A 13,164-nucleotide genomic window follows, 5' to 3' on the forward strand; every position below is an offset into this window, starting at 1 on the left:
AACGATGCAAAGCAAGCGCCCGACCCTGATTGCCATCGCCGCGGCCCTGAGCCTGAGCGCCGGTGCCGCCTTCGCCCAGAAAGGCGAGACGGTCAAGATCGCCTGGATCGACCCGCTGTCCGGCCTGATGGGCCCGGTCGGTCAGAACCAGGTGAAGAGCTTCCAGTTCTTCGCCGAGAAGTTCAACGCCAGCAACCCCGCCGGCGTGAAGTTCGAGATCATCCCTATCGACAACAAGCTCAGCCCGGCCGAGTCGCTGAACGCGCTGAAGTCGGCCATCGACCAAGGCGTGCGCTACGTCACCCAGGGCAACGGCTCGGGCGCGGCGCTGGCCATCATCGACGCCGTCAACAAGCACAACGAGCGCAATCCTGGCAAGGAAGTGGTCTACCTGAACCACTCGGCCGTCGACCCCGACCTGACCAACAGCAAGTGCAGCTACTGGCACTTCCGCTTCGACGCTGACACCTCGATGAAGATGGAGGCGATGACCTCCTTCATGAAGGACCAGCCGGACATCAAGAAGGTCTACCTGCTCAACCAGAACTACGCCCACGGCCATCAGGTCGCCAAGTACGCGAAGGAGAACCTCGGCCGTAAGCGCCCGGACATCCAGATCGTCGGCGAGGATCTGCACCCGCTGGCGCAGGTGCGTGATTTCGCGCCCTATGTGGCCAAGATCAAGGCCAGTGGCGCTGACACTGTGATCACCGGCAACTGGGGTTCGGACCTGGCGCTGCTGATCAAGGCCGCCAACGAGGCGGGTCTGAACGCCAAGTTCTTCACCTACTACGCCGGCGTCACCGGAACGCCTACTGCGCTGGGCACCGGCTCGGCCGGTCGCGTCTATCAGGTCGCCTACAACCACTACAACATGGGCGGACAGATGCAGAAGTGGCAGGAGGAGTTCCAGAAGAGGTTTAACGACGACTTCTATACCGGCAGCGTGATTCACATCTACACGACGCTGAGTGAGGCCATGGCTAAGGCCAAGAGCACCGACCCGGTGAAGGTGGCCGCGGCGTTGGAAGGCCTGAAGACCAAGAGCTACAACGGCGAGGTCGAGATGCGCAAGACCGATCACCAGTTGCAGCAGACGCTTTATCTGGGTGTGTGGCAGAAGACGGATGCCAAGCATCCGTACAGCCCGGAAAAGACCGGCATGACCTTCGTGCCGGTGCGGACCTTCGAGCCCTACGTCTCGAGCACGCCGACCTCCTGCCAGATGAAGCGCCCCTAATTTTTCGGGTGTCTGCCGGCTGCGCGGGCCGATCTTGGGCCTGCGGTGCTCGCCGTACTTGAGTACGGCTGTGCGCCGCATGCCCAACCTCGACCCGCTCGCGGCGGCAGCCATCCCGAAAAATTCGCGCTGTTCTCTCATCGCGCTGCGTCCTGCCGCGCCTGAACCCGAATCGCCGTGGACCAACTCCTGATCAATCTGCTGAACGGCCTGGCCTCCGGCCTGCTGCTGTTCATGCTCAGCTCGGGCCTGACGCTGATCTTCAGCATGATGGGCGTGCTGAACTTCGCCCATGCCAGCTTCTACATGGTGGGCGCCTATTTCGCCTACACGCTCACCGGACTGATCGGCTTCTGGCCGGCGCTGCTTGTCGCGCCGCTGCTGGTGGGCCTGCTCGGCGCGGTGTTCGAGCGCGGCGCGCTGCGCAAGGTGCACAAGTTCGGCCATGTGCCCGAGTTGCTGATCACCTTCGGCCTGTCCTATGTGATCCTGGAACTGGTGCAGCTGATCTGGGGCCGCACTGCGGTGCCGTTCACGCCGCCGCAGGCGCTGCAGGGCGCGGCCTTCACCATCGTGCAGCATCCGCTGCAGGGCCTGTCGGTACTGCTCGGCGAAGCGCCGGCCGGCCTGTGCGCGGCCGACGTGCTGTGCTCCAAGTTCCCGTTGACGCGCGCCTTCATGATGGGCGTCGCGCTGCTGATGCTGCTGGCGCTGTGGCTGCTGCTGACGCGCACCCGCATCGGCTTGGTCATCCAGGCGGCGCTGACGCATCCGGAGATGGCCGAGGCCCTGGGCCACAACGTGCCGCGGGTGTTCATGCTGGTGTTCGGCAGCGGTTGCGCGCTGGCCGGTCTGGCCGGCGTGATCGGCGGCATCACCTTCGTCACCGAGCCTTCGATGGCGGTAATCGTCGGCTCGATCATCTTCGTCGTCGTCGTCGTCGGCGGCGTGGGCTCACTGGCCGGTGCCTTTGTCGGCTCCATCCTGATCGGCCTGCTGCAGACCCTGCCGCTGACGGTGGATGCCTCGCTGGCCACGCTGTTCAACAAGTGGGGCGCGCAGATCGGCCCGCAGACCTTCGGCTACCCCTTCCTCAAGCTCACGCTGGCACAGGTGGCGCCCATCCTGCCTTACCTGCTGATGGTGCTGATCCTGATCTTCCGTCCCAAGGGCCTGCTCGGCACCCGGGAAGACTGACACGGCCCACGGACGCCGAAGAACTGCAAGCTACAAAGCCATGTCTCACACCCGCGCGACCCTGTCGCACTACCACTTCAAACCCTGGAACGTCGGCCGATGGCTGGTCTGGGGAATCTATGCGCTGATCCTCGTCGTGGCGCCGCTGCTGTGGACCAGCAGCCTGTCGCACACCATGCTCAGCCAGATCGGCATCGGCATCATCGCCTGCCTGTCCTACAACGTGCTGCTGGGGCAGGGCGGCATGCTGAGCTTTGGCCATGCGGTCTATACCGGTTTGGGCTCCTTCCTGGCCATCCACACGCTGAACCAGGTGGCCGGCGGCCACGTGAACATTCCGGTGAGCCTGGTGCCGCTGGTCGGCGGCCTGGCCGGATTGTTCTTCGCTGTGCTGTTCGGCTGGGTCTCGACCAAGAAGTCCGGTACGCCCTTCGCGATGATCACGCTGGGCATCGGCGAGCTGATCTGGTCGATGTCGCTGATGCTGCCGGAATTCTTCGGCGGGGAAGGCGGCATCTCCACCAACCGCGTGATCGGCAAGCCCTTCATGGGCATCAGCTTCGGCCCGCAGATCCAAGTCTACTACCTGATCGCGCTGTACTGCTTCGCCAGCACCGTGCTGCTGTTTGCGCTGACGCGCACGCCGCTGGGTCGCATGCTCAATGCGGTGCGCGACAACCCCGAGCGCGTCGAGTTCATCGGCTACGACACCCAGTGGGTGCGCTTCCTGGCCTTCATGATCTCGGGTTTCTTCGCCGGCGTCGCAGGCGGCCTGGGTGCGCTGAACTTCGAGATCGTCACCGCCGAGGTGGTCGGCGCGGTGCGTTCGGGCGGCTACCTGTTGTTCACCTTCCTGGGCGGCGCGACATTCTTCTTCGGCCCGATCATTGGTGCGGTGCTGATGGTGCTGGCCAGCGTGCTGCTCTCCGAGCTGACGCAGGCCTGGCTGCTCTATCTGGGCCTGGTCTTCCTGTTCATGGTGATGTACGCGCCGGGCGGCATTGCCAGCCTGATCATGATGAACCTGCGGGTGGCCGCCTTCGGCAAGCTGGGCAGGTTGTGGACGTCCTACCTGGCGCTGGCGGGCACGGGCCTGGCGGTGCTCACCGGCGCGGCCGCGATGATCGAGATGGTCTACCACCGTCAGCTTAACGAGGCCATCGGCCCCGTGCTGCGCTTCGCAGGCGCATCGCTGAACAGCGCTGGCGTCGATGCCTGGCTGGGTGCCGGCCTGCTGCTGGTCGTGGGACTGGGTCTGTTCGAGCTGGCGCGACGCCAGTTCAAGCGCGAGTGGGACCAGACCCAGGAAGAGATCGAGAAAGAAATCAAACGCCGAGAGTCGCTGTGAGCACGACGAATCCTTCCTCCGAATACGCGCTCGAGCTGCTGGATGTGCGCAAGAGCTTCGGCAAGAGCGAGATCATCCGCGGCGCGCAGCTGCAGGTGCGCCCCGGCGAGCGGGTCGCTGTGATCGGCCCCAACGGTGCCGGCAAGAGCACGCTGTTCAATCTGATCAGTGGCCGCTTCGCGCCCAGCAGCGGTCAGATCAAGCTGCACGGCCAGCGCATCGACGGCCAAAAGCCTTACGAGATCAACCGTCGCGGCCTGTCGCGCAGCTTCCAGGTCTCCAACCTGTTCACGCGGCTGTCGGTGTTCGAGAACATCCGCTGTGCGGTGCTCTGGAGCATGGGCTACAAGTACGCCTTCTGGCGCTTCCTGGCCGACCTCGACGACGCGAACGACCGCGCCGAGGAGGTGCTGGAGATGATCAAGCTGGACAAGCGCCGCGACGTGCTGGCGATGAACCTCACCTACGCGGAAGCGCGCGCGCTGGAGATCGGCATCACCATCGCCGGCGGCTCCAGCGTGATCCTGCTCGACGAGCCCACCGCCGGCATGAGCAAGAGCGAGACCAAGCGATTCATCCAACTGATCCGCGAGGTCACCGAGGGCAAGACCTTGCTCACCGTCGAACACGATATGGGCGTGGTCTTCGGCCTGGCCGACAAGATTGCGGTGCTGGTCTATGGCGAGGTGATCGCCTTCGACACGCCCGATGCGGTGCGCGCCAATGCGCGCGTGCAGGAGGCCTATCTGGGCTCGGTGCTGGCTGAACAGCAGGCTGCAGGCGTGGCCGGAGGGGTGGCGGCATGAGCGCTGCAGACAAGGACAAGACAGGCAGGCTGCTGAAGCTGGACAACGTGCACGCCTTCTATGGCAAGAGCCATGTGTTGCACGGCGTGAGCATGGAGGTTCGCCCGGGCGAGATCGTCGCGCTGCTGGGCCGCAACGGCTCGGGCCGCTCGACCACCGTGAAGGCCACCATGGGGCAGGTCGACGGCACCGGCTCGATCCGCTACGGCGACAAGGAACTGCTCGGCCGCAAGGCCTTCGAGATCGCGCATGAGGGCATTGGCTATGTGCCCGAGAACCGCGACATCTTCCCCAAGCTCACCGTGCATCAGAACCTGATGCTCGGGCAGAAGAGCGGCGCCAAGAACCCGCGCTGGGACTTCGACGACATGTACCGGATGTTCCCGCGTCTCAGGGAGCGTCAGCACACCGAGGCCGGCGTGCTCTCCGGCGGCGAGCAGCAGATGCTGACGTTGTGCCGCACGCTGATGGGCGATCCGGACCTGATCATGATCGACGAGCCCACCGAGGGCCTGGCACCGAAGATCGTCGAGCTGGTGGCCGAGTACCTGAAGGAACTCAAGCGGCGCGGCATCGCGGTGCTGCTGGTCGAGCAGAAGCTGGCTATCGCGCTGGAGATCTCCGAGCGCTGCTACGTGATGGGCCACGGGCGCATCGTCTTCGAGGGTACGCCCGACGAGCTGCGCGCGAACAGCTACATCCGCAAGGAGTGGCTGGAGGTCTGAGCGGCTGCCTTAGCGGGCGTCGGCGGCAGGCGGCGCCGTGTCGCCGAGGCCCTCGAGCTCCGGCAGCCACAGCACGAAGGTGCTGCCCCGTCCCGGTTGGCTGCTGATCTCGATGCGGCCGCCGTGCAGCGCGATGATCTCGCTGACGATGGCCATGCCCAGGCCGGTGCCGGGGATGTTGCCCGAGCTGTCCGCGCGGTAGAAGCGTTCGCAGACGCGGGCCTGCTGTTCCTCGTTCATGCCAATGCCGTGGTCGCTGATCGCCAGTCCGACCATCGGGCGTCCATCGTCGCGGCTGCGCCGCAACTGCACGAGCACGCTGCCGCCCTGTGGCGAGTACTTGTAGGCATTGCTGAGCACGTTGAGCAGCGCCTGCACCATGCGCTCCTGGTCGGCATTCACGATCAGCTCCGCAGGGATGTCCTCGAGCTGCGGCGCGTCCCGACCCGGCGTTGGCGCCAGCGCGGCCAGACCCTGCATGACAATGTCGCGCAGCGGAACCGGGCGCATCTCGAAGTCCTGGCCCTGGCGCGCCTCGATGCGGGCGAGATCGAGCAGCTGGTTCAGGATGGCGACCATGCGCGAGGACTGCTGCGTCACGATGGCCAGCAGCTCGTCGCGCCTGTCCTTGCTCATCTCGCGGGTGCGCAGCAGTTCGACAAAGCCGTGGATGCTCGTCATCGGCGTGCGCAGCTCGTGGGCGGCGGTGGCGAGGAACTCGCTCTTGATGCGGTCCACCTCGGTCTCGTGGGTGATGTCGCGCAGGTAGAGCACCTGGGAGACGCTCTCGGCTTCGGACAGGCGCAGGCCCACCTCCAGCACGCGGCGCCGCGGCAGCGCCAGCTCGAAGACCTGTCGCGGGGCTGCCTCGCTGCCTCTTGCGCCGTCCAGCAGCGCGGGCCGGCTGGCGACGAAACGGTCGCGTTCTTCGGCCGCCTGCCGCAGTGCGTCCATGCCCGGGAAGGCGGCACCGGCGACGCTGCGGCCAGCCAGCCGCTCGGCGAGTCCGCGCTCGTCGAGTCCGAGCAGCTCGGCATCGCTCAGGCCGGTCATGCGGATGAAGGCAGCATTCGCGAAGCCGATGCGCTGCTGCCGGTCGAAGGAGACAAAGCCATCTGGACTGAGCTCGAGGATGGTGTTGAGCTGCACGGTGCGCTCGCCGAGCTCGCGCGTGCGCTGCTCGACGCGCTGCTCGAGTTGCTGCCGGTAGTCGGCAATGGTCTCCAGCAGCTCGTCGAAGTGGCGCGCCAGTTGGCCCAGCTCGTCGTCGCGGCCGGTGCTGCCGACGCGCGCTTCGCGGCGGCCCGCGCGCACCGCGTTCATGGTCTGGCGCAGTGACTCCAGCCTCTGCGTCAGCTCGCTGCCGCTGCGCAGCACGACGAGGGACAGCGCGAGCAGGGCCAGCGCGAGCAGGCCTGCCACGCTGCCCAGCGCCAGCCAGATGGCGCGCTTGTAGGGCCAGTCCGGCATGCTGGCGGCCAGCATGCCGATGGGCTGGCCGTCGCCATTGACCAGCGGAGCGAAACCCATGGCATGCGACTGGCCGGCGAGCTCGGCGGCGCCTATCCAGGTCTCGCCCCGCGTCAGGGTGTGCTGCACCGCCGGCTGCGGCGCTGCCAGGCCGACTGCCGCATGCCCCTGCAGGCGCAGGCGGCTGGCCGCGACGCTGGTCGGCCCCAGATAGATGGCGGTCATGCCCTCGATGTCGCCGGGCAGGCTGCCGAGCGGAAAGAGCACCTCGCGCATATGGTCGAGCAGGGCGTGGTTGCGGTTGATGACGATGCCGCCGAACAGCATCGCATCGGGCAGCCGGATCGATAGCGGCAGGTGGGCGGCGGCGTTGATGAGCAGCGCGGCTTCGGTGCGCGCAGTGCCGCCGGCAGGCTGCGGCAGCAGCTGATCCAGCTCGCTGGCCTCCAGCCGCTCGTAGGCCACATTGGCCACGCCGTCGCGGGCCTGGCGGACCACATAGGAGGGCGGCAGCCGACTGCCCGGCACGGCGCCATGGCTGCCGGCAAGCACGGTGCCATCGGTGGTGGCAAGGATCAGGAAATCCAGACCGCTGTCTTGGGCGGCGCGTTGCAGCGCGTGCTCCAGGGCCTGCCGCGGCGGCGGCTGCAGGAGCAGCTGGGCCAGGCGCTCGGATCGCGCCAGCTGCTCCAGGCGCAGCCGGGCGGTGTCGCGCACCTGTTGCAGATAGCTGGCGCCGCCGGCAAGGCTGACGCGCAGATTGGCCGCGACCAGCTCGCGGCCGCTGCTGCCTCCCACCGTCAGCAAGGCGGCGATCACCAGTGGAAAGGCCAGCAGCAGCGGCAGCAGGCCCATGGCCAACAGGCGGAAGCGCAATGAGCGCTGCCACGCCAGGCGCAGGCGCATCCACGGCGTCGGTCCGCGTGCGGTGCCGCCGTCTTGTTCCGGACGGATCGGGCTGTCGCGAGCAGTCCGCGCAATGGGTTTCATATTTGGCAGTTTAGTGAGTAATCTTCTCGGCTGAATGGATCACAAGTATCAGGTCGGTAAGAATGCCCAGGCGTGTTGGCATGTCGTGCGGATTGCGTGTCGAGCCCCGGATGCTGCAGCGCGAGCCAGAGGGGCATTTCGATGAAGCATAGACAGGCTTGGCGAGTACTCGCCGCACTCGGTTTGCTGGCCTTGTTGGCGGCTTGCCAGCCGCCGCCGCCGATCCAGATCGGTTTCGTCGGCGGCTTGTCCGACCGCAATGCCGACAATGGCCAATCCGGACTCAACGGCGTGATCCTGGCGGTCGAGGCCTTCAACCGCGACGGCGGCGTCAATGGCCGTCTGGTCGAGCTGGTGGTGCGCGACGATGCGCAGGATCGCGCCGCCGCGGCGCGCGCCGCGCGCGAACTGGTCGCGGCCCGGGTGGAGGCGGTGATCGGGCCCTTCACCAGTGCGATGGCCAAGGAGATCGTGCCCATCACCGGTGAGGCCGGCATCTTCCAGGTCAGCCCCACCGTTACCTCGATGGATTTCTACGGCAAGGACGACAACCTGTTTCGCATCAACCGAACCACGCGCGACAACGCGCGGGACTACGCGCGGGTGCTGAAGTCCAGGGGGCAGCAGCGCGTCGCGGTGGCCTACGACCTGCGCAACAAGAACTTCACCGAGTCCTGGCTCGGCGAGTTTCGCGCCGTGGTGGAGTCCAGCGGCGGTCGGCTCGCCGCGACGGTGCCCTATACCTCGGACACGGATGCCGACTTCGCCGGCGTGGTCAAGGCCATGCTCGCTGGCAAGCCCGATGGGCTGTTCTTCATCGCTGGCGCGCTGGATGTGGCGCGGCTGGCGCAGCAGGCGCGCAAGCAGGCGCCTCAGCTGCCCATCGGTGCCTCCGAGTGGGCGGCCACCGAGCAGCTCATCGACCTGGGCGGCGAGGTGGTCCAGGGCCTGCTGATCGTGCAGAACTATGACCGCGACGACGAGTCGCCACGCTACAAGGAGTTCAGCGAGGCCTACTTCAAGCGCTTCCAGCGGCGTCCCGGCTACAGCTCGGTGTCAGCCCACGACGCGGCCACGGTGGTGCTGACTGCGCTGAAGAACCGCGCCAAGGGAGAAAGCCTGAAAGCGGCAGCCCAGCGCAGCGGGCCGTATGAGGGCTTGCAGCAGCGCATCGTCTTCGATGCGAACGGCGATACCGAGCGCCGCGTCTTCTTCACCGAGATCCGCGATGGTCGCTATGTACGGGTGAACTGAGCCGCGGCCCGGGCGGGCCTGGCGGAAGCGGTGAGATTCGAACTCACGGAGGGCGCAAACCCTCGCTGGTTTTCAAGACCAGTGCCTTAAACCACTCGGCCACGCTTCCCGGTTGAGGATGGCGATTCTAGTCTGAGCCTGCGCCTTGTCCCGGCACCTGTGCCTGGGCGCATTGCACCTGGATGAGTTCGCGCGTCATGCCGTCGATGCGCATCGCGCTGAGCTGGCCGCCCCAGACGCAGCCGGTGTCCAGCGCGAGCAGGTCTTCGCGGTCCACCAGGCCCAGCGTAGACCAGTGGCCGAAGGCGATCGGCGTGCCGGCGCTGCGCCTGTCGGGCACCTCGAACCAGGGCATGAAACCTGGCGGCGCATTGCCGGCACCTTCCTTGGCCTGGAAGTCCAGGCGCCCCTGGGCATCGCAAAAGCGCAGCCGCGTCAGCACATTGACGATGAAGCGCAGCCGCGCCGTGCCCTGCAGGCCCTCGCTCCAGATGTCGGGCTCGTTGCCGTACATCTGGTGCAGGAACTCTGCCAGTGCAGAGCTGCGCAGCAGGCGCTCGACTTCGGCGGCCAGCGCCAATGTCTGCGCGCAGTCCCATTGCGGCACGACGCCGGCGTGCAGCATCAGCCAGCCATGCTCGAACAGCGCCATGCGCTGCTGACGCAGCCAGTCGATCAGGGCCTCGCGGTCCGGCGCATCGAGAATGTCGTGCAGCGTGTCGCTGCGGCTGGGGCGGCGCGCTCCGGCGGCACTGGCCAGCAGGTGCAGGTCATGGTTGCCGAGCACAGCGATCGCGGCGCCTTCGAGTGCCTGCAGGCGGCGCAGGGTGGCCAGCGAGGCCGGACCACGGTTGACGAGGTCGCCGAGCAGGTAGAGCTGGTCGCGCGACGGCGAGAAGTCGATCTTGTGCAGCAGCTGTTCGAGTGCGTCGCAGCAGCCCTGGAGATCGCCGATCAGGTAGTTCATGCCGGGATTGTGCGGTGCGAAGCGCTCAAATCCTTCTGCTACGCTTGCGGCCTTCGCACACATGGTGCGCTTGGCGGCCAGCCCGGCCTTTGTCGAGCGCGCTTGCAATGGATACCGCTCTAGTCCTGTTCCTCATCCTGCTTAACGGCGCCTTCGCAATGTCAGAGATGGCGCTCACCGCCAGTCGACGGGCACGGTTGCAGGTCATGCTCGAGTCGGGCGAGGCCGGTGCCCAGGCGGCGATGGACCTGCACGAGAACCCGACCAAGTTCCTCTCGGTGGTGCAGATCGGCATCACCTCGATAGGCGTGCTCAACGGCATCGTTGGCGAAGCCGCGTTTGCCGGCCCGCTGGCCCAGTGGCTGCAATCCTTGGGCATCAGCGCGCAGCCTGCGCAGTTGATGGCGACCGGCCTGGTGGTGGTGCTGCTGACCATCGCCACCATCATCTTCGGCGAGCTGGTGCCCAAGCGCCTGGGTCAGATGTATCCGGAGACGGTGGCGCGCCTGGTGGCGCCGCCGATGGAGTTCCTGTCCCTGGTGGCGCGGCCGCTGGTAAAGCTGCTCACGGTGGCCACCGACGCAACGCTCGGGCTGCTGGGCTTGCGTGGCAAGGCGCAACGCGGCGTGACTGAAGAAGAGATCGCCGCCAGCCTGGAGGAGGGCCTGGATGCCGGCGTGATCGAGGAGCAGGAGCACCAGATGGTGCGCAATGTGTTCCGACTCGACGAACGCCAGGTGGGTTCGATGATGATCCCGCGCGGCGAAATCGCCTGGCTGGATGTCGAGGATGGCGCCAGTGCCGTGCTCGAGATGTTGCGGGCGCACGGCTACAGCCGCTATCCGGTCTGTCGCGGAGGGCTGGACGATGTGCTGGGCGTGGCATCGGCGCAGAGCCTGTTGCAGCGCGCGCTGTCCGGCGACCAGCTGGATCTGGCTGCCGACCTCGAGGCGCCGGTCTTCGTGCCCGAGACGCTGTCTGGCATGGAACTGCTGGAACATTTCCGCAGTTCCGATGCGCCGCTGGTTTTCGTCGTCGACGAATACGGTGAGGTGCAGGGTGTGATCACCGTGCGCGATGTGCTCGAGGCCATTGCCGGCGAATTCTCAGCGCCCAGCGACGAGGATGCCTGGGCGGTGAGGCGCGCCGACGGCAGCTGGCTGATGGACGGATTGATCCCGGCGACCGAGTTGAAGGATCGCCTGGAGCTGAAGGAACTGCCCGACGAGGGGCGTGGCCGCTACAACACGCTGGCAGGCATGGTGATGCTGCTGCTCGGACGGCTGCCGCGCACGACGGATGCGGTGGAATGGGGCGCCTGGCGCTTCGAGGTCGTGGACCTCGACGGCAAGCGCGTAGACAAGGTGCTGGTCACGCGATGTGCCGGCGAAGCGGAAACGGAGAAAGGACTATGAGCAATCCCCCCATGTACGGCAATGTGGTGCCGCTGGATCGGACCCAACACAAGAACCTGCGCCTGCAGGCGGAGCTGTCGACGCTGGAGCGGGTCGAAGGCCTGAATTCGCTGTTCCTCACCGCGGTCGAGTTTGCCGATGCCTGCAAGGAGTTCCCGGTCGTGTTCGTGCGTGTCGGCGAGCCGCCTGCCGACGGTTCGGCTCAGGCCGTCGCGCCGCTGGCCGTGCTGGGCCTGAAGCCCGGAGCCAATCTCTTCCTCAAAGACGGTCGCTGGACGGCAGACTACATGCCTGCCTACCTGCGCCGCTATCCGTTTGCGATGGCGCGCATCAGCGCCGACGAGGTCGCAGTCTGCTTCGACGAGCAGTGGCGAGGCTTCTCCACCACCGAGGGCATCCCGCTGTTCGGCGACGATGGCGAGCCGACCGAGTTCATCCTCAACGCCAAGAATTTCCTCGAGAGCTTTGAACGCGAGTCCGATCGTACCCGCATGGTTTGCGAGGAACTGCAGCGTCTGGAACTGCTTCAGGACATGCGCTTCGAGGCAACTTTGCCCAACGGCGAGAAGATCGATGTCGAGGGGTTCCTCGCCGTCAACGAGAAGAAGCTGGCCGAGCTGCCCGACGAGGATGTCGTGCGGTTGCATCGCAACGGCCTGCTGGCCCTCGTCGAGATGCACAGGCTGTCGCTGGGCAATATGGCCCGCCTGGCGCAGCGCCAGTAAAGACCTTGCCTCCAGCGCCGCCGTGTCGCCGCTGCGGGGCCGTCGGCCTGGTATCGATATGTAAATGTCGGGTTCGCCCCTGGCAAATCGTTACAGATCCGCCTCAGCTTTGTCGAAATCAGTGGCTAGACTCTCGGCTGGCAATGTTGGGGTGGAAATGGAGCAAATCCGGGCGATGTCACCAGTGCAGGACCGATCGATGCCGATTGGCGCGGTTCTTGGCTCCGTTGACGACGGCGAAGGCAGTTGCTCCGCCTTCGGTGGGCTGGGCGATGAGACGCTGCAGCAGCGCCACCAGTTCGCTGGCGGCTTCTCCATCCAACTGGCTCGCACCAGTCAGCAGCGGCGCAGCGCGCACTGGCTGGTGACTCAGCGCTACGCCCAGCGCGGCTACCTTCAGGTGCCGTGGGCGGCAGAGGCCGAGGCACAGCTGCTCACGCTCAGCGCTGTGAGCGAGCAGGGCACGCTGGGCACACTGGGTGTGCGGCTGGACTCCGTCCATGGTCTGAAGTGCGAAGAGTCCTTCGGCCCCGAGATCGCCGAGTTGCGCCGCAGCGGCCGCCGGCTGTGCGAGTTCACCCAGCTGGCGCTGGACCATGGCACGACCTCGCTGCCGGTGCTGGCCGCCTTGTTCCAGTCGGCGCATCTGTTTGCCTACCGGCTGCAGGGCGTCGAGCTGCTGGTCATCGAGGTCAACCCGCGCCATGTAGGCTACTACCGCCGCATGCTCGACTTCCAGGTCTGCAGCGACGTGCGCCAGAACCCGCGGGTCAATGCGCCTGCGGTGCTGATGTGCCTGGATCTCGTCTACGGGCAGAGCCGGATCGACGCGCTGGCGGGCACATGCCCGCTGGGTTCGCGCTCGCTGTATCCGCATTTCCAGGCGGACGAGGGTGAGCGGCAACTGCTCGACTCGCTGCGCGCCCAGCTGAATGCCATGGCCTGAGGCCGCCGAAGCGCTTCCCTCTACACTGCCTGCCTGGTCTTGGCGAAGTGAACCCCTGCCGACGGGCCGGGGTGACGAGGA

11 protein-coding genes and 1 tRNA gene are annotated in these 13,164 nt (G+C 66.3%); 9 read left to right on the forward strand and 3 right to left on the reverse strand.

What is annotated here, in order from left to right:
* Positions 1-4: 4 nt before the first annotated feature.
* From AC2EBS_RS01465 to AC2EBS_RS01485, 5 genes are all read left to right on the forward strand, one after another.
* On the forward strand, positions 5-1,240 hold the full coding sequence (locus AC2EBS_RS01465) for a branched-chain amino acid ABC transporter substrate-binding protein (protein ID WP_484726609.1): 1,236 nt from the start codon (positions 5-7) through the stop codon (positions 1,238-1,240).
* A 234-nt stretch (positions 1,241-1,474) separates the two neighbouring features.
* Positions 1,475-2,437: a branched-chain amino acid ABC transporter permease gene (locus AC2EBS_RS01470; RefSeq protein ID WP_484727540.1), complete on the forward strand. Its 963-nt coding sequence runs from the start codon at positions 1,475-1,477 to the stop codon at positions 2,435-2,437.
* Positions 2,438-2,477: 40 nt separating this feature from the next.
* Positions 2,478-3,785, forward strand: a complete 1,308-nt coding sequence (locus AC2EBS_RS01475; RefSeq protein ID WP_484726610.1) for a branched-chain amino acid ABC transporter permease — start codon at positions 2,478-2,480, stop codon at positions 3,783-3,785.
* The gene (locus AC2EBS_RS01480; RefSeq protein ID WP_484726611.1) at positions 3,782-4,591 is read left to right on the forward strand and encodes an ABC transporter ATP-binding protein; all 810 of its coding nucleotides are present in this window, start codon (positions 3,782-3,784) and stop codon (positions 4,589-4,591) included. The genes AC2EBS_RS01475 and AC2EBS_RS01480 overlap by 4 nt, the downstream gene beginning before the upstream one ends.
* Positions 4,592-4,620: 29 nt before the next feature.
* The gene (locus AC2EBS_RS01485) at positions 4,621-5,316 is read left to right on the forward strand and encodes an ABC transporter ATP-binding protein (protein ID WP_484727541.1); all 696 of its coding nucleotides are present in this window, start codon (positions 4,621-4,623) and stop codon (positions 5,314-5,316) included.
* Positions 5,317-5,325: 9 nt separating this feature from the next.
* Here AC2EBS_RS01485 and AC2EBS_RS01490 read toward each other — a convergent pair whose 3' ends face one another.
* The gene (locus tag AC2EBS_RS01490) at positions 5,326-7,776 is read right to left on the reverse strand and encodes an ATP-binding protein (protein ID WP_484726612.1); all 2,451 of its coding nucleotides are present in this window, start codon (positions 7,774-7,776) and stop codon (positions 5,326-5,328) included.
* A 141-nt stretch (positions 7,777-7,917) separates the two neighbouring features.
* Here AC2EBS_RS01490 and AC2EBS_RS01495 point away from each other — a divergent pair, with 141 nt between their 5' ends.
* Positions 7,918-9,030 carry an ABC transporter substrate-binding protein gene (locus tag AC2EBS_RS01495; RefSeq protein ID WP_484726613.1) on the forward strand — a complete coding sequence of 371 codons (1,113 nt, stop codon included), beginning with the start codon at positions 7,918-7,920 and terminating at the stop codon, positions 9,028-9,030.
* 19 nt (positions 9,031-9,049) lie between these two features.
* Here AC2EBS_RS01495 and AC2EBS_RS01500 read toward each other — a convergent pair.
* A tRNA-Ser gene (locus tag AC2EBS_RS01500) sits at positions 9,050-9,139 on the reverse strand.
* Positions 9,140-9,157: 18 nt separating this feature from the next.
* Positions 9,158-9,997 carry a symmetrical bis(5'-nucleosyl)-tetraphosphatase gene (locus AC2EBS_RS01505; RefSeq protein ID WP_484726614.1) on the reverse strand — a complete coding sequence of 280 codons (840 nt, stop codon included), beginning with the start codon at positions 9,995-9,997 and terminating at the stop codon, positions 9,158-9,160.
* A gap of 107 nt (positions 9,998-10,104) precedes the next feature.
* Between AC2EBS_RS01505 and AC2EBS_RS01510 the strand changes: the two genes are divergently transcribed.
* The 3 genes from AC2EBS_RS01510 (at position 10,105) to AC2EBS_RS01520 (ending at position 13,083) form a co-directional block, all read left to right on the forward strand.
* Entirely contained in the window at positions 10,105-11,412 is a 1,308-nt protein-coding gene (locus tag AC2EBS_RS01510; protein ID WP_484726615.1) for a hemolysin family protein, read from the forward strand.
* Positions 11,409-12,137 (forward strand): SapC family protein, encoded by a 729-nt coding sequence (locus tag AC2EBS_RS01515; protein ID WP_484726616.1) that lies wholly within the window; start codon positions 11,409-11,411, stop codon positions 12,135-12,137. The genes AC2EBS_RS01510 and AC2EBS_RS01515 overlap by 4 nt, the downstream gene beginning before the upstream one ends.
* 199 nt (positions 12,138-12,336) lie before the next feature.
* On the forward strand, positions 12,337-13,083 hold the full coding sequence (locus tag AC2EBS_RS01520; protein ID WP_484726617.1) for an N-acyl amino acid synthase FeeM domain-containing protein: 747 nt from the start codon (positions 12,337-12,339) through the stop codon (positions 13,081-13,083).
* Positions 13,084-13,164: the final 81 nt, after the last annotated feature.

It is taken from the genome of Roseateles sp. T103, assembly GCF_057219915.1.